This is a genomic window from Bacillus sp. FSL E2-8868 (assembly GCF_038005505.1).
Lineage (GTDB): Bacteria > Bacillota > Bacilli > Bacillales > Bacillaceae_G > Bacillus_A > Bacillus_A mycoides.
In genome coordinates this window covers 121,167-144,597 of sequence record NZ_JBBOTI010000002.1, presented here as the reverse complement: position 1 = coordinate 144,597, position 23,431 = coordinate 121,167, and the positions used below count along the sequence as shown (strand labels likewise).

Annotated in this window: 24 protein-coding genes and 1 pseudogene; 21 read left to right on the top strand and 4 right to left on the bottom strand. The window is 31.4% G+C overall.

Features of this window, described 5'->3' with window-relative positions; all coding sequences use genetic code 11:
• Positions 1 to 143 precede the first annotated feature (143 nt).
• The 6 genes from NSS74_RS11680 to NSS74_RS11655 all read left to right on the top strand — a co-directional run bounded on the left by NSS74_RS11680 (position 144) and on the right by NSS74_RS11655 (position 6,557).
• Positions 144 to 779: a TetR/AcrR family transcriptional regulator gene (locus NSS74_RS11680; protein WP_002069302.1), complete on the top strand. Its 636-nt coding sequence runs from the start codon at positions 144 to 146 to the stop codon at positions 777 to 779.
• Positions 780 to 825: 46 nt separating this feature from the next.
• Positions 826 to 2,088 carry an MFS transporter gene (locus NSS74_RS11675; RefSeq protein ID WP_258169442.1) on the top strand — a complete coding sequence of 421 codons (1,263 nt, stop codon included), beginning with the start codon at positions 826 to 828 and terminating at the stop codon, positions 2,086 to 2,088.
• Positions 2,089 to 2,094: 6 nt separating this feature from the next.
• Positions 2,095 to 4,434, top strand: coding sequence for an ABC transporter permease (locus NSS74_RS11670; protein ID WP_002141776.1), 2,340 nt, complete (start codon positions 2,095 to 2,097; stop codon positions 4,432 to 4,434).
• A gap of 12 nt (positions 4,435 to 4,446) precedes the next feature.
• On the top strand, positions 4,447 to 5,208 hold the full coding sequence (locus NSS74_RS11665; protein WP_033716353.1) for an ABC transporter ATP-binding protein: 762 nt from the start codon (positions 4,447 to 4,449) through the stop codon (positions 5,206 to 5,208).
• A 106-nt stretch (positions 5,209 to 5,314) separates the two neighbouring features.
• The gene (locus tag NSS74_RS11660) at positions 5,315 to 6,025 is read left to right on the top strand and encodes a class I SAM-dependent methyltransferase (protein ID WP_002141778.1); all 711 of its coding nucleotides are present in this window, start codon (positions 5,315 to 5,317) and stop codon (positions 6,023 to 6,025) included.
• A gap of 118 nt (positions 6,026 to 6,143) precedes the next feature.
• Positions 6,144 to 6,557: a VOC family protein gene (locus tag NSS74_RS11655; RefSeq protein WP_002141779.1), complete on the top strand. Its 414-nt coding sequence runs from the start codon at positions 6,144 to 6,146 to the stop codon at positions 6,555 to 6,557.
• A 176-nt stretch (positions 6,558 to 6,733) separates the two neighbouring features.
• Here NSS74_RS11655 and NSS74_RS11650 read toward each other — a convergent pair whose 3' ends face one another.
• Positions 6,734 to 7,366 (bottom strand): type 1 glutamine amidotransferase family protein, encoded by a 633-nt coding sequence (locus NSS74_RS11650; RefSeq protein WP_002017047.1) that lies wholly within the window; start codon positions 7,364 to 7,366, stop codon positions 6,734 to 6,736.
• Between the two features lie 273 nt (positions 7,367 to 7,639).
• Between NSS74_RS11650 and NSS74_RS11645 the strand changes: the two genes are divergently transcribed.
• The 5 genes from NSS74_RS11645 (at position 7,640) to spoIISB (NSS74_RS11625) (ending at position 10,576) form a co-directional block, all read left to right on the top strand.
• A complete protein-coding gene (locus NSS74_RS11645) occupies positions 7,640 to 8,116 on the top strand; it encodes a MarR family winged helix-turn-helix transcriptional regulator (protein ID WP_002017049.1) in 477 nt (158 codons plus the stop codon).
• Between the two features lie 153 nt (positions 8,117 to 8,269).
• Positions 8,270 to 9,007, top strand: a complete 738-nt coding sequence (gpmA, locus tag NSS74_RS11640; protein ID WP_002141781.1) for a 2,3-diphosphoglycerate-dependent phosphoglycerate mutase — start codon at positions 8,270 to 8,272, stop codon at positions 9,005 to 9,007.
• A 338-nt stretch (positions 9,008 to 9,345) separates the two neighbouring features.
• On the top strand, positions 9,346 to 10,086 hold the full coding sequence (locus NSS74_RS11635; RefSeq protein ID WP_002032139.1) for a type II toxin-antitoxin system SpoIISA family toxin: 741 nt from the start codon (positions 9,346 to 9,348) through the stop codon (positions 10,084 to 10,086).
• A 112-nt stretch (positions 10,087 to 10,198) separates the two neighbouring features.
• Complete coding sequence (locus NSS74_RS11630) at positions 10,199 to 10,324, top strand: hypothetical protein (protein ID WP_000588712.1); 126 nt, start codon at positions 10,199 to 10,201, stop codon at positions 10,322 to 10,324.
• 75 nt (positions 10,325 to 10,399) lie between these two features.
• On the top strand, positions 10,400 to 10,576 hold the full coding sequence (gene spoIISB, locus NSS74_RS11625; RefSeq protein WP_002141782.1) for a stage II sporulation protein SB: 177 nt from the start codon (positions 10,400 to 10,402) through the stop codon (positions 10,574 to 10,576).
• Between the two features lie 43 nt (positions 10,577 to 10,619).
• Here the strand turns inward: spoIISB (NSS74_RS11625) and NSS74_RS11620 are convergent, their stop codons facing one another.
• Together NSS74_RS11620 and NSS74_RS11615 are read right to left on the bottom strand one after the other, a co-directional pair.
• Entirely contained in the window at positions 10,620 to 10,895 is a 276-nt protein-coding gene (locus NSS74_RS11620; RefSeq protein ID WP_002141783.1) for a hypothetical protein, read from the bottom strand.
• Positions 10,896 to 10,921: 26 nt separating this feature from the next.
• Positions 10,922 to 11,452: a hypothetical protein gene (locus tag NSS74_RS11615; RefSeq protein WP_040963068.1), complete on the bottom strand. Its 531-nt coding sequence runs from the start codon at positions 11,450 to 11,452 to the stop codon at positions 10,922 to 10,924.
• Between the two features lie 321 nt (positions 11,453 to 11,773).
• On the opposite strand from NSS74_RS11615, the gene spoIISB (NSS74_RS11610) reads away from it, so the two are divergent.
• The gene (gene spoIISB / locus NSS74_RS11610) at positions 11,774 to 11,950 is read left to right on the top strand and encodes a stage II sporulation protein SB (protein WP_002141786.1); all 177 of its coding nucleotides are present in this window, start codon (positions 11,774 to 11,776) and stop codon (positions 11,948 to 11,950) included.
• Positions 11,951 to 12,025: 75 nt separating this feature from the next.
• On the opposite strand, the pseudogene NSS74_RS11605 reads toward spoIISB (NSS74_RS11610), so the two are convergent.
• A pseudogene (locus tag NSS74_RS11605) lies at positions 12,026 to 12,407 on the bottom strand (YxeA family protein).
• A gap of 254 nt (positions 12,408 to 12,661) precedes the next feature.
• Here NSS74_RS11605 and NSS74_RS11600 point away from each other — a divergent pair.
• The 9 genes from NSS74_RS11600 (at position 12,662) to NSS74_RS11560 (ending at position 23,160) form a co-directional block, all read left to right on the top strand.
• A complete protein-coding gene (locus NSS74_RS11600) occupies positions 12,662 to 14,131 on the top strand; it encodes an aminoacyl-histidine dipeptidase (protein WP_002141788.1) in 1,470 nt (489 codons plus the stop codon).
• A gap of 359 nt (positions 14,132 to 14,490) precedes the next feature.
• The gene (locus NSS74_RS11595; RefSeq protein WP_002141789.1) at positions 14,491 to 14,640 is read left to right on the top strand and encodes a hypothetical protein; all 150 of its coding nucleotides are present in this window, start codon (positions 14,491 to 14,493) and stop codon (positions 14,638 to 14,640) included.
• 758 nt (positions 14,641 to 15,398) lie between these two features.
• Entirely contained in the window at positions 15,399 to 16,058 is a 660-nt protein-coding gene (locus NSS74_RS11590; protein WP_002141791.1) for a CatB-related O-acetyltransferase, read from the top strand.
• Between the two features lie 490 nt (positions 16,059 to 16,548).
• On the top strand, positions 16,549 to 17,253 hold the full coding sequence (locus NSS74_RS11585) for a response regulator transcription factor (RefSeq protein WP_002085517.1): 705 nt from the start codon (positions 16,549 to 16,551) through the stop codon (positions 17,251 to 17,253).
• Positions 17,253 to 18,239 carry a sensor histidine kinase gene (locus NSS74_RS11580; protein WP_002141792.1) on the top strand — a complete coding sequence of 329 codons (987 nt, stop codon included), beginning with the start codon at positions 17,253 to 17,255 and terminating at the stop codon, positions 18,237 to 18,239. The genes NSS74_RS11585 and NSS74_RS11580 overlap by 1 nt, the downstream gene beginning before the upstream one ends.
• Before the next feature lie 143 nt (positions 18,240 to 18,382).
• Positions 18,383 to 19,153, top strand: coding sequence for an ABC transporter ATP-binding protein (locus tag NSS74_RS11575; protein ID WP_002141793.1), 771 nt, complete (start codon positions 18,383 to 18,385; stop codon positions 19,151 to 19,153).
• Positions 19,128 to 21,098, top strand: coding sequence for an FtsX-like permease family protein (locus NSS74_RS11570; protein ID WP_002141795.1), 1,971 nt, complete (start codon positions 19,128 to 19,130; stop codon positions 21,096 to 21,098). The genes NSS74_RS11575 and NSS74_RS11570 overlap by 26 nt, the downstream gene beginning before the upstream one ends.
• A 32-nt stretch (positions 21,099 to 21,130) precedes the next feature.
• Complete coding sequence (locus NSS74_RS11565; RefSeq protein ID WP_002127435.1) at positions 21,131 to 21,865, top strand: lipoprotein BA_5634 family protein; 735 nt, start codon at positions 21,131 to 21,133, stop codon at positions 21,863 to 21,865.
• Positions 21,866 to 23,007: 1,142 nt separating this feature from the next.
• Positions 23,008 to 23,160, top strand: a complete 153-nt coding sequence (locus NSS74_RS11560) for an ATP-binding cassette domain-containing protein (RefSeq protein ID WP_002017044.1) — start codon at positions 23,008 to 23,010, stop codon at positions 23,158 to 23,160.
• Positions 23,161 to 23,431: the final 271 nt, after the last annotated feature.

Sequence of the window (23,431 nt, the reverse complement as noted above, 5' to 3'; positions counted from 1 at the left end):
TCACCGTATTAAAAATAAATTTTAAAATTCATAAAGGAAATATAAAGTAGGTTGTTGTATATGTACGATAACAGGAAACTTTTCACATACTAAACATATACTTTAAATAAACCGACAGTCGGTCCATAGGAAGGAGTACATGAATGAGGATCGTAAAAGAATATGGGGAACGTAGAAATGAAATTTTAGAAACTGCTGAACGTTTGTTTGTTACAAAAGGGTATACGAAAACTACAGTAAATGACATTTTAAAAGAGATTGGTATAGCAAAGGGGACGTTTTATCATTATTTTAAGTCGAAAGAAGAAGTAATGGATGAAATTATTATGAGGATTATTAAAGCGGATGTTGCTAAAGCGAAAGCAATTGTCTCTAACCCTAATATCCCAGTTTTGGATAAGTTATTTCGAGTTTTAATGGAACAATCACCAAAATCAGGAGATGTAAAAGATAAAATGATTGAACAATTTCATCAGCCAAATAATGCGGAAATGCATCAAAAAAGTATAGTACAATCAATTATTCATTTATCTCCTGTTTTAGCAGAGATTTTAGAACAAGGAATCGCTGAAGGCATATTTTCTACTCCATACCCACAAGAAACGATTGAATTATTACTCTCTTCAGCACAAGTCATATTTGATGAGGGTTTATTCCAGTGGAAGCCGGAAGAAATGATGAGGAGGGCTAAAGCTTATATCAAAATGATGGAAGCATCTGTTGGAGCGAAAGAGGGAGCCTTTGATTACATGGTGGAGGTTTTAATCAAACAGAAATAGTAATTTTCTGTTTGGATATTATCGACCGACAGTCGGTCTGAATCGAATGAAAGGTGTGATAAGGATGTCAGCTAGTATAAGGTCTTCGATGAAAGATTTTCACTTAATGGTGAGTGGACAAATTATTACTATTTTAGGTTCAACACTTTTACGTTTTGCCCTGTCATTATATGTGCTAGATATAACAGGGCGTGCTGATATATTCGCAGGATTATATGCGGTAACGAGTATTCCGTTTTTACTAGCTCCTCTCGGCGGAGCGATAGCAGATCGTTTCAATCGCCGTGATTTAATGGTTATTTTTGACTTCATCAACGCTGCGATTGTATTAAGCTTTATAGTTTTGTTATTTACTGGACCTGTATCTATTATATTGATTGGAACAATTATGTTTTTACTAGCAGTCGTTAGTGCAATGTATTCACCTGTTGTAATGGCGAGTATTCCGCAATTAGTTCCAGAGAATAAGTTAGAGCAAGCGAACGGTATCGTAAATGGTGTGCAATCATTGTCAAATATAGTTGCTCCTGTATTTGGAGGAATATTGTACGGCATAATTGGTTTGAAAATGCTTGTAATAATAAGTTGTCTTGCTTTCTTTTTATCTGCGATTTTAGAAATGTTTATTAAAATACCTTTTATAAAAAGAGCACGAGAAAGCCATATAATACCGACAATTGTAAAGGATATGAAAGAAGGATTTATATATGTTTTAAAACAACCATTTATTTTGAAATCTATGCTTTTAGCTGCATTACTAAATTTAATACTTACACCGCTATTTGTTGTTGGCGCTCCAATTATTATACGAGTAACAATGGAAAGTAGCGACACGTTATATGGAATTGGAATGGGATTGATCGATTTTGCTACTATTTTAGGTGCATTATCGATAGGTTTTTTTGCGAAAAAGCTACAGATGAAAACATTGTATTACTGGATGCTTTTAATAGCTTTATTAGTACTACCAATGGCACTATCAGTTACGCCAGTTATTCTTAATTTAGGATACTATCCACCATTTATCCTCTTTATACTTTCTTCTATTCTAATTGCAATGATCGTGACAATTGTATCCATCTATGTGATTACTGTAGTCCAAAAGAAAACACCAAATGAAAACCTAGGAAAAGTAATGGCAATTATAACAGCGGTATCTCAATGTATGGCACCAATTGGGCAAGTCATTTATGGTTTTATGTTTGAAGGATTCAGTATGAAAATTTATTTACCTATATTAGTTATTAGTTTCATAATGATAATAATAGCGATGGTGACGAAGAAAATATTATGGAATGAAGGGAACTAGCTCCATATGATTAGGAGAATGTTAAAAAGAGATTTCTCTCAAAATAAAATGATAATTACCATTCTATTTATGTTTATCATGTTATCAAGTCTTTTAATCGCAAGTGCTTCAAGTAACGTTATAAATCTATTGAACTCAACGGATCAATTGTTTAAAGTATCAAACGCACCGCACTTCGTACAAATGCATGCCGGAGAAATAAACCAAAAGTCAATTGATTCATTTGTAGCGCAAACTCCTTTTGTAAAAAAACAACAAACAGCAGAGATGGTTCAAATAGGCGGATCTAACATTTTTATAAAGAAGAAAAATCAAGCGGAACATAATAGTGTAATGGACATTAGCTTCGTTAAGCAAAATACTATTTTTGACTTTTTATTAGATTTAAATAATGAATTGATCGATGTTAGGAAAGGGGAAATAGGTGTACCAATTTATTATATGCAAAAATATAATTTGCGTATTGGAGATAAAATTTGGGTTGTTAAAAATAATAATGAGCTAGAATTTACTATTTCGGCATTTGTTCGTGATGTTCAAATGAACCCATCACTTGTTAGTTCAAAACGATTTGTAATAAGCGATGAAGACTTCGAAAGAATAAAGGGGAATTTTGGAGAAAGTGAATATCTTATTGAATTCCAGCTAACAGATTTAACTAAAATAAATGAATTTGAAACTTTATACCAGTCATCAAACTTACCTCAAAAAGGTCCCTCTATTACGTATTCACTCTTTAAAACACTCAATTCATTAACAGATGGAATAATAGCTGCAGTACTTATCATAATAAGTGCATTATTAATGCTAATCGCGATTTTATGTATTAGATTTACGATTATGACTTCAATGGAAGAAGATTATCGGGAAATTGGTGTTATGAAAGCTATCGGCATTCAAAGTAAAGATATTCAAAAACTATATGTAACAAAATATGTTGTTATTTCCGCTATCGGATGTATATGTGGATATATCCTTTCGTTATTTGTTACAAAAATATTTACCTCTAACATCGCACTTTATATGGGGACAGCTAATAAAAGTATTTTATATTATGTTGTGCCATTGATAGTCACAACATTGTTATTTCTAGCCGTTATCCTTTTTTGCCGCATCATTTTGCGGAATTTTAGAAGAATTACAGCAATAGACGCTTTACGATCAAGAGATAAACTAGGAAAAAGAAAGATTAGAAGATTTTTTTCTCTCTATCAAACTAAAATTACAAATGTAAATATATTTATTGGTATACAAGATGTAGTGAAACGATTTAAGTTATATCGAGTATTAAGTATCGTTTTAATTATTGCAGTGTTCATGATTGTTGTACCAGTTAACTTTTTGTACACGATTCAGTCACCGCAATTTGTTAATTATATGGGAACAGGAAAGAGTGATATACGAATAGATTTACAGCAATCTGAAAATATAGAAAAACGGTTTAATGACGTTATATCGTATGTCGGAAACGATGAAGAGGTAGAAAAATATGCAGCATTTGTGACGAGTACATTTAAAATGGTGAAAGCTGATGGTACACATGAAAACTTAAATGTAGAAGTGGGAGATTTCGCCCAATTTCCAATAGAATATGTTCAAGGTATGGCACCAAAAAATGAAAATGAGATCGCTCTCTCTTATATGAACGCAAATGAATTAAAAAAGAATATAGGGGATGAAATCGTTTTATTTGTAGAAGGAAAAGAGAAAATGCTAACTATTAGTGGTATATATCAAGATGTAACGAATGGAGGAAAAACAGCTAAAGCGAGTTTTTCTTATAATAAAGAAAATATATTATGGTACGTAGTAAATGTAGATATGAAACCCAAAGTGAATCTACAAGAAAAAGTGAAGGAGTATAAACAAAATTTTAATTCTGCAAAAATAACAGATACGGATAATTATTTATCTCAAACTTTAGGAGAGACAATTAAACAATTAAGACTCGTGACACAAGTGGCAATTTTGATTGCTATATTGATATCGGTTTTAATAACTGCGATGTTTTTTAAAATGTTATTGGTAAAAGATTCTTCGCAAATATTAATTATGAAAAGTATCGGCTTTTCATACAAAGATATTCGTATACAATATGTTACTCGTTCTATTTCTATAGTATTAGTAGGTATTTTAACAGGGACATTTATAGCTGCTACGTTTGGAGAAACACTAATAAGCTGGTTAGGTTCATTTATGGGAGCAGCTCACATAAAGTTTGTTGTTAATCCGATCATTTCTTATGTAATATGTCCAGCTATTTTATTTATATCTGTGACCGTAGCAACAATTTTCAGTAGTTTTACAGTGAAACAAACAAATGATTTAAAGCTAAATGGGGAGTAGGAGATGTGTAATTTGAAAAAAAATTTAGAAGTAAAACAATTAAATAAAGAATACGCAATGGATGGAAATAAAACTTACCATATGTTAAAAAATATAAATTTAGAGATTTATGAGGGAGAGTTTATATCGGTCATGGGACCTTCTGGTTCAGGGAAATCGACGTTACTATATAATATTAGCGGAATGGATCAAATGTCATCAGGAAGTGTGAAAGTTGATAGTAAAGAAATAACATGTATGAAAGAAGAGGTGTTAGCAAAATTACGACTCAGCGAAATGGGATTTATTTTTCAACAGAGCAATCTTCTTAGAAATTTGAATCTTTTTGATAATATAGTTTTGCCTGCGTATTTAGCAAAATTTGAGAGCAGGAAAATAATAAATAAACGTGCACTTGAATTGATGAAAAAAATGGGAATTAGTCAAATTGCAACTAATAATATAACTGAAGCATCAGGAGGAGAATTACAAAGGGTATCTATTTGTAGAGCACTCATAAATAAACCTAATATTATTTTTGCTGACGAACCAACGGGTGCTTTGAATTTAAAAGCGACAGAAGAAGTAATGGATATTTTAGCACATATAAACCGTACGGGAACTACAATTTTGCTAGTTACTCATGACGTAAAGGTAGCAGCTAAAACAGAAAGAGTTCTTTTTATGGTGGACGGAGAAATTGTTAGCGAAATACAGATGGGTAAGTATAGAAACGATGATTTGAAGGTGCGAGAAGAGCAGTTGTTAAAATGGTTAACTGTACTTGGATTTTAAAGAGATAATATTTTTGACTCCTATTGAATATAGGAGTTTTTTCTTTGTTTGAAGGTTTAAAAAGAGATATAATAATTTTCTGACTATTGATTATGGAGGGGTATAAATGAAAAGTGAAACGTTACACACGCAAGAAGATATATTAAAAATGCTGGATTCTTTATTAAGACCTGCAGTACCATTTTGGAATGAATTTTACACAAATAGAGAAAAGGATGTTCCTTTTTTTGCAAATATTCCAGATGAGAATTTAGTTTCATATATACAAAAAGAATGGATTTCAAAAGGAGAAGTGTTAGAGCTTGGATGTGGTCCAGGAAGAAATGCAATTTATTTAGCGAAACAAGGACTTGATGTAACAGCAGTCGATTTGTCTATAGAAGGGATTAATTGGGCCAAAGAGAGGGCGTTAGAAAACGGAATAGACATACAATTTGTTTGTGAATCGATTTTTAATTTGGATTTTCAAGATGAATATGATTTTGTATATGATTCCGGTTGCTTGCATCACATTCCACCACATAGAAGAATGAATTATGTTGATTTAGTTAAAAACTCATTAAAATCGGGTGGTTATTTCGGATTAACATGTTTTGCAGCAGGCGATTTAGATGAGCGAAATGGATCAGAAATAACAGATTGGGATGTATATAGAAGCTGGAGTCTGCAAGGTGGTCTTGCTTATTCAGAAGAAAAATTAAGAGAGATATTTAATGAGTTTGAAGTGGTTGAAATTAGAAAGATGAAGCAAATTGAACAACCAAATCATATGTTTGGAGAATCATTTCTTTGGACAGCATTATTTAAGAAGAAATAAAACATAGATAATTGACAAACTCATCGTTTTTATAGACAATACACTTATAAGAATATGTGTTCGGTTTTATTGTCCGATGTATGTTTTGCATAAATACATAACAAGGGGATGTCTCTAAATGGGTAACACAAATCAAAAAATCACTACGTTTTTAATGTTTGAGGGCAAAGCTGAGGAAGCGATGAATTTTTACACATCGCTATTTAATCAATCAGAAATTGTAAGTATCTCTCGTTATGATGAGAATGGACCAGGTAAAGAGGGAACTGTAATTCATGCAACTTTTACGCTAAATGGACAAGAGTTTATGTGTATTGATAGTTATGTAAAGCATGATTTTACATTCACTCCAGCTATGTCTCTTTATGTAACTTGTGATACGGAAAAGGAAATCGAAACAGTTTTTAATAAACTAGCACAAGATGGAAAAGTTCTTATGCCTTTAGGTTCATATCCGTTTAGTAAAAAGTTTGGCTGGTTAAATGATAAGTATGGTGTGTCTTGGCAGTTAACTCTTGCTGGAGATGAATAATTAAAATAATATGGTGATATTAATGTTATAAAAAATAAAAGGGATGATACAAGATAAATATGTATCATCCCTTTTATTTTTTGTTTTACAACCGTCATCGGTTGTATTTATAACGACTTTAGGGGTGCTTTTTAAGTTTTTTATATAATATAAAACTGCTAATTTAATTTTTCAGCTTATCTAGTAATTGAATTCATTAACTGGAAGAAGTATTCAGGCTTATAAGTCTTATTTAGGTTATACCATGAATGTAACGTATCTGGTGCAAATACATCAATTTTTTTCAATACTTCCATTGCAAATTCCAGAGGAGCTACTCCTGATGCAGTAATCAAATTTTCATCACATACTGCAGGTTCCATCTTATAAAGTTGTTCTCCTTTATAATTAGGACAAACCATTTTAATATATTCTAAATCATTGCTTGTATGTTTTCTAGAATCTAGGTATCCAAAATTCGCTAACCCCTCAGTTGCACCACAAATGGCAGCAACAATAGTGCCGAGTTTTAACGCTTCACCAATTTTTTTTAAGATAGGGTGATGAATGCTTTCCCCCCAAGTAGTCCCTCCAGGTAAAACTAAAAGATCGTTACTCTCAAGAGTACATTCATCCAGGGAAATATCTGGCTTTATGCTCAGTCCTCCCATCGTAGTAATAATTTCATTATTAGCTCCTACTGTAACTACCTTTAAAGGGGCTAACTCTTTTTTGAAATATCTTCCTGAGTTTAGTTCTGCAATTAAATGTCCATATTCCCAGTCTGACATCGTATTAAATACATAAAGATAAACTTTTTTTGTTTGCATACAATAACACTCCAATCACAATTGAGTTTTTAAAAAAATATTAATAAATAAATTTTACAATATTTATCATTTGAATTTAACCTATTTCCTTAAGAATTCTTTAAAAAATAATTTGGATACTTTATTTGAAGGTATAATTTACGAATTAAACAACCTTCAAAAAATATAATAGTTGAAATTTGTTGGTTTTAGAATGAAGAAATTAGGCTCAATATACCAACTTAATTATTCATAATTGAGTTGTGGTATAATTTACATACAGGGGGAAAGTAGATGACACAACATAAAGAAGAGCAAATGAATGAGGCATTAGCATTATTTTACTTTGCATATAAAACTTTTACAGAAAAACCAGATGAAATAATAAAAGAGTATAGTATACAGCGTGTACATCATAGAATTCTGTTTTTTATCGCTCGTTTTCCAGGGCTTAGTGTAAATGAACTGCTATCACTTTTAGAAATAAGTAAACAAGCTCTTCACGGACCGTTGCGCCAACTGTTAGATAAAGGACTTATTGAGAGTAATGAAGCTGCACATGATCGTCGTGTGAAACAGCTGTCTTTAACAGAAGAAGGAACAGACTTAGAGAAAAAACTGAGCGATGTTCAAAGAGAACAAATGGGAGCTATTTTCTCACAGTTTGGCGAATCATGTGAAGAAAATTGGCATCAAGTTATGAATGAAATGGCAAATAGCCGTTCAGGATTTGATGCATGGACGTCTAAGCGTGAAATACCAGTAGAATAAAAGATAGAAACAGTATCTTGTTTTGTAGTTTGAAAAATCATAAATTTTTATCTGTATATTTGGCAACTATGGATAAAAAATTCACATTGCCAAAAACTTTATATGTGTACGTATTGAAATTTTAAAATTCATATTTCCGAGAGGGGAATTATAATGATAAAACTTGTACTCATTCGTCACGGACAAAGTTTGTGGAATCTTGAAAATCGATTTACAGGATGGACAGATGTGGATTTATCAAAGAATGGATTAAGTGAAGCGAGAGAAGCAGGAACAATATTAAAAAAGAATGGATATACATTTGATGTTGCGTATACCTCGGTACTAAAACGAGCAATTCGTACATTATGGATTGTACTGCATGAAATGGATCTCACTTGGGTCCCTATACATAACTCATGGAAGTTGAATGAACGCCATTATGGTGCACTACAAGGATTGAATAAAGACGAAACTGCAAAAAAATATGGAGATGAACAAGTTCATATTTGGAGAAGAAGTATAGATGTGAGACCGCCTGCACTTACTGAAGATGATCCTCGATATGAGGCGAACAATCCAAGATATAAAACGTTAAAAAAAGATGAATTCCCATTGACTGAATGTTTAGAGGATACGGAGAAAAGAGTAGTTGATTATTGGCATTCAGAAATTGTACCGTCATTAAAAAGTGGTGAGAAAGTAATTATTTCATCGCACGGTAATACAATTCGTTCGCTAGTGAAATACTTAGACAACCTTTCAAGTGATGGTGTTGTTTCATTAAATATTCCAACTAGCATTCCGCTTGTTTATGAGTTAGATGAAAAATTACGTCCGATTCGTCATTATTACTTAAGTATGGATGGAGAAGTACCTGAAGGGGAAATTCCGAAACATATTTCTTTTTAACATGAAAATTTGAAACGCATGCTTGTCTACATATACAATGTAGATTCATGATAAAGTGAAACTTTAATCAGTGGAGGGTGTTCATCCCGCACTGAGTATTAGCCTTCACCAATCGGGCTTTTATGGGCAGTTTATCCCTCACCTAACGTCTTTGCTTTCGCTGAATTTTGAGGTGGGGGCTCTTACTGCCCGTTAATGCGGGATAAAAGACGTGGCCTGCTTCTAATGTATATGCGATGTTGCTAACTTTAGAAGGTTGTCCACGTCTTTTGTCATAAAGAGAGCTGTTTGTGCATGTAATGGTATCGTGAGTAGTTTTGGAATGGAGGGTGATGTGATTGACGATCTCTAACATTCGAATTGGCTTATTTATTTTAGCAATCGTCTTTATTGTTCTTGTTTTCTTTTATTGGAGAAATGAAGAGTTGTACGAGGAGAAGAAACAACGAATTCGAAAAACGTGGTACGGTTTGTTCATAACATCAGTCACAGTTTATTTCACGATAAAAGGAATAGATTTAACCCTCTGGAAAAATCTTTTAATGTTTACTGCGATGGTAATTTTCGTTGATATTGCATTCATTTTGACACCAAATATTTCAGAAATATGGGGCGCAAAATTCAGCGATATTGGAAAGACGGTCCAATCAATTAAAAGGTCATTAATTGCTTCAAAAGCAAGAGGAGAAATATATACGACAATTATTCAAAATGTGAATCCAACAGCCTTTGGGACAATGGAATGGCATACGGAAGAGGAATATACAAAAAGCTTAAACACATTTTTAGATTCATATGGGGAAAAGATTGGTGCGAAAATTGTTGTATTTGAAGCGGTGAAGGAATTAAATACAAACTTTCGTGGTATCCGCTCTCAATTTAGTATTATTGTTCCATTAGAACACATCGAGCAATTGAATGAGCAGAAAGCGGTGCAAGTAGAAAATGTCGGAATTATACCAGCAAAAATAGTTAGTGATGTTTTCATTGTTATTGATGGGAAGAAAAATAACCTTCAAGATCGAGATTTTGAAAATGTATATAATTTAACAATTCATCATAGTTATTTTAGTAAATAAGGACAGAATCTTTTTCTGTCCTTTTCACCTATACATAAAGGGAGAACAAATTCAGACAAGCTTGTATAAAATTGGACAATCATTCCTACACTAGCACGTAGAGGTGATTGTAGTGATAAAAGATTATGACAATGATTTTTTTAAAGAAGATAATGAAGATACAACAGATTTCTCTTTAATAAAAGGAGATACTTTGCAGCAAGTAGAAGAGTTAGAAGAAGAATTAAAAAGAAAATGATACGTGTACACTCTGTCTGCATTTGCTATATAATATAAATAAAAGGTTGTATCTTTTTGAAAAGGGGGAGAAGAGATGGCTGAAATAAATGTACAAAATTCTTCGTTTTTTAAAGAAAAAAAAGAAGAAGCAAATACAGATTTCTCTCTTGTGAAGGGTGCATTGACTCAAGATGTGAATCGATTAGAAAAATTTATGGAGGACACCCCATATAAGTATATAAAAGAAGATAATTTAAAAGAGAATGCGTAAAAGCATTCTCTTTTAAATTATCTTTTTATGATTTGTTTATACACTATTTCTTTTTTTGTTTAAAAATGATTTTATACATATAATACCCAAGAGCTGCAAAAATAAATCCGACAGTAGCACCAACTACTTCTTTCATAAACAATAAGTATAACGAAGCAATAATTAGGGCAAATAATATTAAAAGTAGTATATACTTTGAAATAAATTCTAATCCTTTGTACACTAGTAGAATTACACCTGAAAGAACAGTGATGATAGGTAATATCCTATTTTCAAAAAGGCTTTCCTTTTTTTTATTAGAATTCTGTTGTTTATTCAATATAAATATACTCCCGTCTTAAAGGATTAATGTTTTATTAGTTTTTCTATTTCATTTTCGAAAAGATTTTTGGTTAAATAAGTTATATCAAAGGAATCATTTATTATATTTCGAGTTAATAGCCATTGAGTGTTTGGTGATTCAATAACAAAGAATCCATTATCAGAAATAACTTCATCCTTTTCTGTTGTATCTAGACGCATAATAGTATAGATAGACTGCGTTGTTTTTAAATCCTTTATAAAATTCTCAGCATATAAGGAATTAAAGCCATTCTCTATTAACATTGTTTTCCCTTCTTGAATAGACAGTGGGAATAATTCTTCGATATTTTGTACCAGACGGTTTGGGAGAGTTCCTACAATTTTGCTTTCTTTTTCCCCTTCTTGAAATACTATCTGCAATAAATTTTTAGATTCTAAAAATAAACTATCGTCTGAAATTGCTTCAATTTTATGTGCAATACCATCTAAGCTCTGATATGTAACGTTTGAAGTGTTATCAATATATATGTTAGCAGTAGCTTCTAATAATTCTGGAGTCACGATAATATTCAATATGGTTAACCTTCTTATATGAGAAATTATTTTAATCAAAAATATATTAGGTGATAATCCCATTAAAATCTACTTTTATATAATATCAAATATTATTATTAAATAGTAGATTAATATTGGTAATTTTATGATAATTAACAAAAATACAAAAGATAGAATGCCAGGTAGAAGTTGAAGATACAAGAGATTTCTCTTTAATAAAAGGAGATACTATGCAGCAAGTAGAAGAATTAAAAAGAAAATGATACATGTACACTCTGTTTGCATTTGCTATATAATATAAATAAAAGGTTGTATTTTTTTATAAAAGGGGGAGAAGAGATGGCAGAAATAAATGTACAAAAATCTTCGTTTTTTAAAGAAAAAAAGGAAGAATCGAATACAGATTTCTCTCTTGTGAAAGGTGCATTAACGGAAAATATAAATCGGTTAGAAAAGCTTATGAATCGTAATAGTTCGAAATATATAAAAGAGAAAAAAATAAAAGAAAATGCATAGGCATTTTCTTTTATTTTTTATTCCGTTATTTGCGGATTAATAATTAGTAGGGATGAAACTAATTAAAGTTATAAATTAGTTAACATTAAACTTCTTTTTTACTTTTTCAGGTAAATCTGCTTTCTGAATTTCTTCATAGGATTTCACTTCAATAGATGAAATTTCATTTTTATCTTTATCATCTTGATCTACATAAAGGCTTAAAAACGCGTTTTCATTTAATTTATGGTCGTTTTCTTTTTTAGTACTTCTAAATGTAATTTGTTTTTTTGCTCCGTCTTCATCATATGCGGGTAACGTGTAGTTCCGTAAGCTTCTACCTTCTACTTTTTCAATAACGCTTTCGCCTTTTACATGTACGTAATATACATCCTTACCAATTCTATGTAGTGATGCTCTCTCGCAGCCAATAGTAAAATAATAAACATAGTGTAATAACAGCAAAAAGCTTTTTCATATTCCTTATCTCCTTCAATTTGTTTCTTTAAAAAGTATACGACTATTTTTATATTAGAAAAATTGTTTTTAATTATAACACCCTTACAATCTTGTAAGAGTAAAGGTTATTTACGTTAAATGGAACTATAGAAGGATAAAATGAATGGTTTATATTAAATATTTAGAACGTTAGAAGAAAGGTAAAATAATGAATCATGGTATAATGATAAAGGACTTACATATTATTTCGTCATTTTGAGAGGAGCTTGAAAAATGTATTCTACTTTAGAACAATTAACAAAGCACCCTGTATTTTATCATTTTGCAGAAATTTCAAAGATTCCTAGAGGATCAGGTAATGAAAAAGAAATTAGTGATTACTTAGTGAGTTTCGCAAAGGAACGTAATTTAGAAGTTATTCAAGACGAAGCGTTAAATGTCATAATAAAAAAAGAAGCTACTTCTGGTTATGAGAATGTTCCAGCTATTATCATTCAGGGGCACTCTGATATGGTGTGTGAAAAAAACCAAGCGACAGTTCATGATTTTGAGAAAGATCCAATTGAATTAAGAATTATTGGAGATATGTTATATGCAAGCGAAACTACTTTAGGTGCTGATAATGGTATTGCCGTTGCATATGCATTAGCATTATTAGATTCAACAGACATCCCGCATCCAGCTTTAGAAGTTGTTATTACAACTGAAGAAGAAACGACAATGGGCGGTGCATTCGCTGTTGATTCAAATCATTTTGACGGAAAAATATTTATTAATATTGATTCTGAAGAAGATCATAAATTACTAGTGAGTAGCGCAGGTGGTGCGAAAGCAGTTGAAACGATTTCAGTGATTTGGGATGAAGCGTCAGTAGATATGGACACATACCGACTATATGTTGGGGGACTTAAAGGTGGACATTCTGGTTTGGAAATTGATAAACAACGCGGTAATGCGAATAAAGTATTAGGACGAGTTTTACGTGATTTATCACTTCACATTCAGTTTAATATGAGTGAAGTTCATGGCGGCTTAAAAACAAATGCAATTCCGCGTGAAAGTGTAGCTACAATTTTATTACGTGCAGAAGATGTACAGCAAGTAGAAGAAAAACTAAAATCATGGACACGTATGTTACAAGAAGAGCTGCGTGCTGTTGATCCGGATGTTCATGTTTCACTTACAAAAGTAGAAGAAAAGGCGGAAAAAGTCTTTTCTAAAGAAACACAAAAACAGCTTATTTCTTCATTATTCTTAATTCCAAATGGTATACAAAGTATGAGCATGGATATTAAAGGTCTTGTAGAAAGCTCAACTAATTTAGGAGTTATTCAAACACTGCAAGATGAGATTAAATTACGAAGCGAAGTGAGAAGTTCTGTAAGTAGCTTAAAACAACATATTGTAGATGAAATTAAATATATTGCGGAATTAGTAGGGGCAACATTTGAAAAAGAGTCTGAGTATCCAGAATGGCCATATAATCCTAATTCGCCTATCCGTAATTTATTCGAAAAAGTGCACCAAGAAAAATACAGCAAAGATGCTGAAATCTTCGCAGTACATGCAGGAATTGAGTGCAGTGTATTTGTTCAAAAAATGCCTGAGTTAGATGCTATTTCATTCGGTCCAGATATCTTTAATGTTCACACTCCAGATGAACATATTAGTATTTCTTCTGTTGTGAATAACTGGGGATTTTTCGTTGATGTAATGCAGGGAACGAAAGAATTAGCTAAGTAATAAAAGACGGAATAAAAAGCAGCCTAAATTTATAGGTTGCTTTTTTGTATAGAATTTTATGTGAAGCAAAATAATGGCCAAGAAATTTACCTATTGTTGATTTAAAATAAAGTTTGATAAAAAGATCTATTTTGCAGAGTATCTCTTTCTTCAACAATCGGGCCATTTAATTGAATAAGACTACACAAAAAGTTGCTTTCCCTTACCTAAGGAAAGCGACTTTTTAGGTTGGTTTTCCCCTTATTATCAAGCTTTTTACTTTAAGTTCCTTTGACTAATAAGGTTTACTTCAGTAAAATAAGGTATATTATATTTGTTGAATAGATTCTCTTTAAAGACAAGAAAAGTAGGTGAACAAAGTGGGGAAATATCAATTGGATTACAAAGGTCAGGCAGCGGTGGCAAAGTTTCATGAAAAACAGACGCCTGCCAAATTTGATAAAAAGCAGCAACTTGAAAAATTGCGTGCGGAGTATTTGAAAAAGAAGCAAAAACAATCAGATAAATAATACGTTATGTTTTTCTGAATTTTCTTTATGTAATGCAAACAAACACAAGAAAATAGGTAAGTTATTCATCGTTCAAATATATATAGGCTATTTTTTCAAACCTCTTACTTAATGAACTAAAAAGCCGATTCCTTGAGATGGGAATCGGCTTTTTTAATAAGTGACATTTCCTTAGCGTTGTAAGTCCGCATTTTCCTGACGCTACCCCAAGAAGTAATTGAGGATAATGTATCTACCACAGTCGGGCGCTTTAATTGGTAAGGTTCACAAAAATCATCAAACTTTTTTATAAAAGGATGATTCAATTGAATATAGAAAAAGCGTATTTTGATCAATCTTTTTTTCAAAACACGCTTTTTCTATTCGCTCTTTTATCAAGGTTTATTAAGTTAAGTTAATTTAATCAAACTTTATTCAAAAGCTACATCTATGTAAAAGTGCGCTGTAATATTATATCCTCTTGATAAGGAGAAAGTATTACTACACGAGTGTCATGTGAATTTCATGTACCGTAATTTAAATAAAAAAATAAAGAGTTTCAAAAAAAATATAAAATGGTTTTCTTGTCCGCATTCTCGGATTTATTATAACTTGGTTAATTTGACTTGTGTAATTTATTACGTTATGATTTTTCATTATAACTGAAAGGCTTGAAGATAATGATTCGTCGTTTGAAAAAGTTTAAAAATGTCGCTGTCGTATTAAGCTTCTAAGAAAATTGCAAAAATCTACAATACTTAGAAGCGAGGAATATAGTTATGAAGCATCCATTATTTAATCATTGGTCTGAAACAAAGTATTTAAAAGATATAGTAACAAATCCACTCATTGAAGTAGGAGAGTACTCCTATTATTCAGGGTATTATGGAAATCAAAATTTTGAAGATGGTTGTGTAAGGTATTTATGGGGCGATGCTAAGTCCCAAACACTTTTCAATCCAATTGAACAGATGGGTTGGCATCTTGATAAGCTCATTATTGGAAATTATGTTTGTATTGCAAGTGGAGTTGTCATTCTAATGGGTGGGAATCATAATCATCACGCTGAATGGATTACAGTGTATCCATTCGCTGAGCAAATCGGACAATCTTATGAACCGAAGGGTGATACAGTCATTAAAAGTGATGCCTGGATTGGTATGAATGCTACAATAATGCCTGGCGTTACAATCGGTGAAGGTGCAATCGTTGCGGCAGGATCTGTCGTATGTAAAGATGCTCCGCCATATACAATAGTGGGCGGTAATCCTGCTAAGGAAATAAAAAAACGGTTCACTGATACAGAAATTAATATGCTAATGGAAATGCGTTGGTTTGATTGGGATAGAGAATTGATTGAGAAGGCAATTCCTCTTTTATCTAGTCCAGCCATTGAACCATTATTTACTTTTTATAAAAATGAAGTGAAAAATAAATAAATCAGCTAGAAAAACTACATTCTATATGGGATGTAGTTTTTTTACTACAAAAAAACTAATAGTTTAGATGAAGAAGAATTCATATTTGGTATGAGTCTAGCAAATAGTTGGATTTAATAATTGAAATTCTTAATATCCAATAAACTAACGCTAGTAGTAAAGTCTGTATAAAATAGTTGGCAATTTTAATATCTGATTAATATAGCACTTACAATATATTTTTTGTGAAATTGAAATGAAGTAGCAAGTTATGTTAAATTAAACATTATTCCAAAGTCACGAAGATAAAAGTCATTAAAATATTGTGTTATGGTTTCTTATATCAACGCACTAAGTATTAAAATTTTTTTAAAAAAACAACAAATATATGCTTTGTTTTATATTAATTGCATTTAAGGATGCATGTAATATATCAACTCTATTAAATAAATTAAATATAAAAAGCCAAACGAACTTTAAAAATCACACTGCCATTAGAGGAGAGAAAGATATGAATACAATCATGATTGTAGAAGATGATATAAAAATCGCTGAATTACTGGGAACGCATATTGAAAAATATGGATACCAAAGTGTTATGATAGAGGATTTTGAAAATGTTTTAGATACATTTCAAAAGATTAAACCAGATTTAGTGCTATTAGATGTAAATTTACCCAATTTTGACGGTTATTATTGGTGTCGCCAAATACGAGCTATTTCTACTTGTCCAATTGTATTTCTATCTGCAAGGAGTGGAGAGATGGATCAAGTTATGGCTTTAGAAAATGGTGGTGATGACTATATTACGAAACCTTTTTATTATGAAGTTGTAATGTCTAAAATCCGTAGTCAACTCAGAAGAGCATACGGTGAATATGCTCCTAAAGTAAAAGAACGAATAGTTGAGCAATCAGGACTATTCCTGTTCCCAGAAAGAATGGAACTTCAACTAGAAGATAAGACAATTATACTTACTAAAAAAGAAACAACTTTATTGGAAATATTGATAACAAAGTCTCCACTTCTTGTAAAACGTGAAGTGATTTTGGAACAACTATGGGATAGTTCATATATAGACGAGAATACATTGAGTGTAAATATAGGGAGAATTAGAAGGAAGTTGCAAGATTTAGGTATTGAAAACGCACTGGAGACAGTTCGTGGTGCTGGATATCGTTTGCATGCTACTTGGGAGAAGGAAGGAAAGGAATAATGAAATTATTTTTACAAGAACATATTCCACTCATTTGTTATACATTTTCCCAATTGCTTATCATTCTTTTTATATATTGGTTTGATGGTTATCCACATATTTTGACAGCATTATATTCTGTATTTTTGGGTGTTTTTTTATTAATGGGTTATCTAATATATCGTTATTATAGTCATCGTTCATTCTACAAGCGTCTATCAACACCAATGGAAACGTTAAATGAGTCAATAAAAGATAGTGATTTGACTCCATTATCAATGGCCTTAGATAAATTACTACAAACTCAATATCAATATTATCAAAACCAATTAAAAAAATGGGAACGAAAACAACAAGAACAAATGACCTTTATGAATCAGTGGGTTCATCAAATGAAAACACCTCTTTCTGTTATTGAGTTAATTACACAAGATGCAGATGACTCTCGATTTGACAGTATTAATGAAGAAACGGAAAGAATAAAAAAAGGATTAGAAATGGTCTTATATGTTGCTCGTTTAGAAACATTTGAACAAGATTTTCATGTAGACAGATTGCAATTATTGGGAATGATTGATTCTGTTATTCATGAAAATAAACGTCTGTTTATACGTAGTTATGTGTATCCACAGGTAAAAGTAGATCCGAGTCTTATTGTAGAAACAGATAAGAAGTGGTTTCGATTTATACTCAATCAAGTGCTGTCAAATGCAATTAAATATTCATCAAGTAAGAAAGAGAAAGTAATAGTATCGGCGTATTCCAAAGGACGAGCAATTATTTTGGAAGTAAGAGATTATGGAGTGGGTATCCCTACTGCGGATTTACCACGTGTTTTCCATCCATTTTATACTGGAGAAAACGGTAGAAAATTTAAAGAGTCTACTGGCATGGGATTATATCTTGTTAAAGAAGTATGTGGAAAATTAAATCATAAGATTGAGCTAGAATCTGAGGTAGATAAGGGAACAATAGTTAGAATAATATTCCCGTATGCATCTCGTTAACCGATGAAAGGTAAACTTTTCATCGGTTTTTTCTTTTGAATCTTACAAACTTGTTAGATAAATGTTAGGGAAATCGATATGAGACATACTATATATAGGTTACACTTCATGTATCGAAAAGAGAAATGGAAGGTGAAATACTTGTGGAGATACTACATGTTTCAGATTTAGGGAAAGTTTATCCTGGGAAAATTTCATATACAGCATTATCCCATATTGATTTAAAAATAAACAAAGGTGAATTTGTAGGAATTATGGGGCCATCTGGGAGTGGTAAAACAACGCTATTAAATATGGTGTCTACTATAGATGCTCCAACATCAGGAGAAGTAGTAATTCATGGAGAAAATCCATATCTGTTATCTCCAGATCAGTTGTCTTTATTTCGGAGACGTGAATTAGGGTTTGTTTTTCAATCATTTAATCTCCTTAATACATTGACAGTGAAAGAAAATATTGTTCTTCCACTTACGCTTGATGGTGTAAATCCTAGAGAAATGGAAAGGAAAGTGGAAGCTATTGCTGAAAAACTTGGGATAACTGAAATATTAGATAAACGTACGTATGAAATTTCTGGGGGACAAGCACAAAGAACCGCAATCGCGCGTGCTACTATTCATAATCCAAAATTATTACTTGCAGATGAACCTACAGGAAATCTGGATTCAAAATCAGCGCGTGATGTGATGGAACTATTGACAAGGCTTAATAAAGAAAATAGCACAACGATGATGTTAGTGACACATGATGCAATGGCTGCAAGTTATTGTGATCGAATTGTGTTTATCAAAGATGGACAGTTATACAATGAGATTTATTGTGGAGATAATCGCAAAGTATTCTATCAAAAAATTCTAGAGGTTTTAGCATTGTTAGGAGGAAATGCAAATGACTTTTCGACAGTTCGCGTTTAATAACGTCATTCGAAGTAAACGAACATATTTGGCTCATTTTTTAAGTAGTACGTTTGCTATTATGATTTTCTTTACTTATGCATTACTTGCATTTCATCCTAATTTACAAGGCAATCTTGCTACCAGTGTAACAATCAATACAGTTGCAAAGTCAGGACTACAGATATCGCAGGGGTTAATATTTTTCTTCTCATTCTTCTTTATCCTATATTCTGTAAGTGCATTTTTAAAAACAAGAAAAAAAGATTTTGGAATTCTAATGCTACATGGGATGTCACGTTCACAGTTGAATAAATTAGTATTTATTGAAAATATAATAATTGGTATCGCTTCTATTTTAACAGGAATTACAATTGGAATGGCGTTCTCTAAGTTTATCTTAATTATGAGCAACAATCTGTTAATAATTGATAAAGGACTCCCATTTTACATGCCCTTTAAAGCAATTGGAATAACATTTGGAGCTTTCTTCTTACTATTTTTATTTATTTCACTTTTCACTACTCGACTAGTAAATGTAGAGCAATTAGTAGAATTAATAAAAGCAGAGGAAAAGCCAAAGCCTGAACCAAAAGCATCCTTTTGGCTATCTTTATTCGCACTTATTTGTATGGGATTAGGATATACGGCTGTTTTCCATAGTATTAACGCAATTCAGTACAAGGGTTCGAATTATGTATTATTCATGATGGGGGCAGGGGTGAGCTTTGTTGTACTTGGAACGTACTTCTTATTTACCCAGCTCAGTGTGTATGTGTTACGTGCATTAAAGAAAAGGGAAAATATTTTCTTTAAGAAAACAAACATACTAACCATCTCAGATTTAGTGTATCAATTAAAAGATAATGCAAAAATGTTTTTTATGGTCACTATTATTTCTACCGTTGCCTTCACTGCAGTGGGGACTTGTATGGGATTAGGCAACTCATCCATGGCTGAATCGGAAAGTCCTTTTGCATTTTCTTATCAGTCTTATAATAATAACCATTTAGAAAAAGAACATTTAAAAAAAATAGAAAGCGAACTCCATGATGGTGAGTTTAATTTCAAACAGGTGACTTATTCAATAAAACAAATTCGAGATACTCTCTATAACAGTAATTTATTATCAACCGTTATAAAATTAAGTGATTATAATAAGTTAGCTAAGGCATTTGGTTTTGAAAAAGAAAGCTTAAAAGATGAAAATGATAGTGTTGTCATACCTTCAAGAAAAGTTGCTAATACAAAATCTAATCAAAATAACTTTCAATTGTTGTATAGAGATATAAAAAAAGATATGCATGTAAATAAAATACTTACTCCGAAAGAATTACAAGATACAAGAGTAACGATAATTATTGTACCAGACGCTGTATATAATCAAATGATACCGGATCCAGAGAATTACTATTTTGAAAACACTATTAATGGTTTTATTGTGAAAGATTGGGAGAAAACAAAAAAAGTTGCGGAAAATATTGTAGCTGCTTTTCAGAAGGATAATAAAGGTATAAATGAGCATATAGTAGACAGCGAAAAATATACATTTTCGGCTTTAATTCTTACATGGATAGAGATGAGGCAAGGGTTTGGACTTGCATCTATCATGAGTGTATTAATAGGCATTGTTTTCTTTACGTTTGCCGCAAGCTTTTTATATTTCCGGTTATACACAGACTTAGAACGAAATCAGCAGCAATATAAAATGATAGCAAAGGTCGGTTTAAGCAAACCGGAATTAAAGAAAGTTGTGTCACGTCAACTTACATTGTTATTCTTTTTACCAATTTCAATAGCGATTACACATAGTACGGTTGCTTTTATGGCCTTACAAAAGTTAGCCAATTTTTCAGTCTTGGGTAGTTCAGTTATGGTATTAATTTGTTTCTTAGTTTTGCAAATTATATACTTTTACTTTGTTCGTTCTCAATACTTGAAAAAAATGTATAAAACGATTTTTTAATTCAAAAATAATTAAAAGAAGGAGAATATAGGTTGAAAAAAAGACTAAGATTATTAATAGTAGCAGGTATTTCTATTACCATGTTAGGAGCATGTTCATTATTTGGTGCAAAAGATTCTCCAGCAAATGGACTTGCAATAGAGGTTGGCGAGATAGACGAACAAACTAGAAATTCTATAATAGATTTATACAAAGATATAACTATATCAAAAGACTTATATGCAATAAAAAAAGGGACCATAGAAAATAAAAAACACAACATAAAGCTCCCAGCGGATTTTGGGGATTCTAATAATAGTGAAGTGCTATTTATAAGTAAAACAACTGCTGAAAAAATGAATAAAAAAGGGCTTATACGTGAGAGAGATAATAATAGTGGACTCACATCTTCAATTCCCCTGGATTCTTTACACAAAATAAAAAAAGATGAAATTATTTTATTTGCAAATAAAGAATATAAAGACTTGAAAGAACTAACATTTGATGAGAAAAAAATGAATGTTCAATATAAAGGGGATGTATGGCTATCTCCATATCGTGGTGGATCCAACGTGATCCTATTAATTGTAGATGATACATTATTTAAAGAAATAAATGGGAAAGAAAAAACAAGACAATTTCTATCTTTTAATAAATCTTTTGGGAATCTTAATTTAGTCAATCAAGGGAAAGCACCCGAATTAAGAAAGGAAATAGATAAAGTGAATACGGCTTTAGGCACTGAGGACAAGAGAGCCGTCAATTTTGTAAATATTACAGAAAAGTAAAAAATTACGTCTATATGGATAGAACCAGCACCTTCTATATTTATTGATATTTTGTAATATTGAAAAATATAGAAGGTGCTTATTTACCTTGGAGCTGAAATGAAATTCGTTTTACTTAATTTTAAATTTTGCAATAGAATTATTCTAGCAAATAACTTTTTATGATTTACTACTTTATACGGAATTACATCGTTAAGATGTATCTCACAAATAATTTTTCCAACAGATCATGGATGTGGTGTTTAATATTTCTGTTGGTATAACAAATAATATTATTTAATATTGTTCATCGGAATATAAAACGAAATTTTAAAGAGTATCTAAATATATCAAAATAGAACGAATTCAAAATTTTATACTCAATCAAAAAAATTTATAATACACGATATTCGAAACGCTCAATGGATACGGATTTAATTTGGGGACAAGCGAGATACGTGTAAAAATATGTTATAGACTTACTTTTATTATGAATTAGATTTTATACTTTTAGAGAGCGCCATATATGCTCACTTAATGAAAATATCCTTTGTAAACTACGTATTTCCCTCTATTCCTGCAATATGTTTTTTTATTACACCTTCTATATTGCAATTTAAAAAGCAGAATGTATGTCTCGATCTACATATCAGGTGATTGGCATGGAATAACTGCTTTAGAGTTGATTCCAATAGGAATCAATATCTAATTTTGTTTTTTATTATTTGTACTAGAATCAATTATGAAATAATCTCCCCATTATGGTTTGGTTTTTATAGATTATCTTAAGAAAAATTAAGAAATATAATCAGTAGTTCTTAATATGTTTTATTTATAATTCAAATGATTACACAAAATTGTTTCTTCATTCTAAAACCGTAAATTTCTAAGTGTACAAGGGTGTTTTTAGCTTATGGGACTAAAATAATTTGAATAATATTTTATATTCTAACATGGAGGAGACCCAGGAAACTGATTTTAATGTAAAAGTTCATTTTATTACATAAGGTAAATGCAAAATTAATTAAATAGCAGTTTATTTTAAAGAAATGTAAAACGGATAATGAAAAAACAAACGTAGGAGGATATATATGATAAAACCAGTTGTAGATGTAAAAAACATTCAAAAAGTGTACGGTAAATAAGGTGAGAATCAATCACATGTGTTAAAAGTTGTATCATTCTCAATTCAAGAGGGCGAGTTTGTAAGAATTATGGGGCCATCTGGTTCTGGTAAAACAACAATATTAAATGTAATTTCGACACTTGATAAAGCAGCGTTATTAAAATTGGAGGAACGGATATTACGAAAATGAAGCAAGGTGAGCTTTCAGATTTCCGTACGTAAAAGTTAGGATTCATTTTCTAAGACTTTAATTTATTAGAGAATTTATCTATTTACGAAAACATTGTACTTCCACTTTCCCTTAAAGGTGTTCCATCACGAAATATTGGGCCGAAAGTAGAAAAGGTAGCTGATATGTTAGGAATTTTAGCAATACTTCAAAAGTATCCATTTGAAGTATCTGGTGGACAAAACAGCGTTCAGCAGTATGTGCACTTGTGCATGAGCCGGCCATTATAAAG

Bases quoted from the DNA above. Each gene is read 5' to 3' on its own strand.
- NSS74_RS11680 (WP_002069302.1), top strand. From the start codon at position 144: ATGAGGATCGTAAAAGAATATGGGGAACGTAGAAATGAAATTTTAGAA.
- NSS74_RS11675 (WP_258169442.1), top strand. From the start codon at position 826: ATGAAAGGTGTGATAAGGATGTCAGCTAGTATAAGGTCTTCGATGAAA.
- NSS74_RS11670 (WP_002141776.1), top strand. From the start codon at position 2,095: ATGATTAGGAGAATGTTAAAAAGAGATTTCTCTCAAAATAAAATGATA.
- NSS74_RS11660 (WP_002141778.1), top strand. From the start codon at position 5,315: ATGAAAAGTGAAACGTTACACACGCAAGAAGATATATTAAAAATGCTG.
- NSS74_RS11655 (WP_002141779.1), top strand. From the start codon at position 6,144: ATGGGTAACACAAATCAAAAAATCACTACGTTTTTAATGTTTGAGGGC.
- NSS74_RS11650 (WP_002017047.1), bottom strand. From the start codon at position 7,366: ATGCAAACAAAAAAAGTTTATCTTTATGTATTTAATACGATGTCAGAC.
- NSS74_RS11645 (WP_002017049.1), top strand. From the start codon at position 7,640: ATGACACAACATAAAGAAGAGCAAATGAATGAGGCATTAGCATTATTT.
- gpmA (WP_002141781.1), top strand. From the start codon at position 8,270: ATGATAAAACTTGTACTCATTCGTCACGGACAAAGTTTGTGGAATCTT.
- spoIISB (WP_002141782.1), top strand. From the start codon at position 10,400: ATGGCTGAAATAAATGTACAAAATTCTTCGTTTTTTAAAGAAAAAAAA.
- spoIISB (WP_002141786.1), top strand. From the start codon at position 11,774: ATGGCAGAAATAAATGTACAAAAATCTTCGTTTTTTAAAGAAAAAAAG.
- NSS74_RS11600 (WP_002141788.1), top strand. From the start codon at position 12,662: ATGTATTCTACTTTAGAACAATTAACAAAGCACCCTGTATTTTATCAT.
- NSS74_RS11590 (WP_002141791.1), top strand. From the start codon at position 15,399: ATGAAGCATCCATTATTTAATCATTGGTCTGAAACAAAGTATTTAAAA.
- NSS74_RS11585 (WP_002085517.1), top strand. From the start codon at position 16,549: ATGAATACAATCATGATTGTAGAAGATGATATAAAAATCGCTGAATTA.
- NSS74_RS11580 (WP_002141792.1), top strand. From the start codon at position 17,253: ATGAAATTATTTTTACAAGAACATATTCCACTCATTTGTTATACATTT.
- NSS74_RS11570 (WP_002141795.1), top strand. From the start codon at position 19,128: ATGACTTTTCGACAGTTCGCGTTTAATAACGTCATTCGAAGTAAACGA.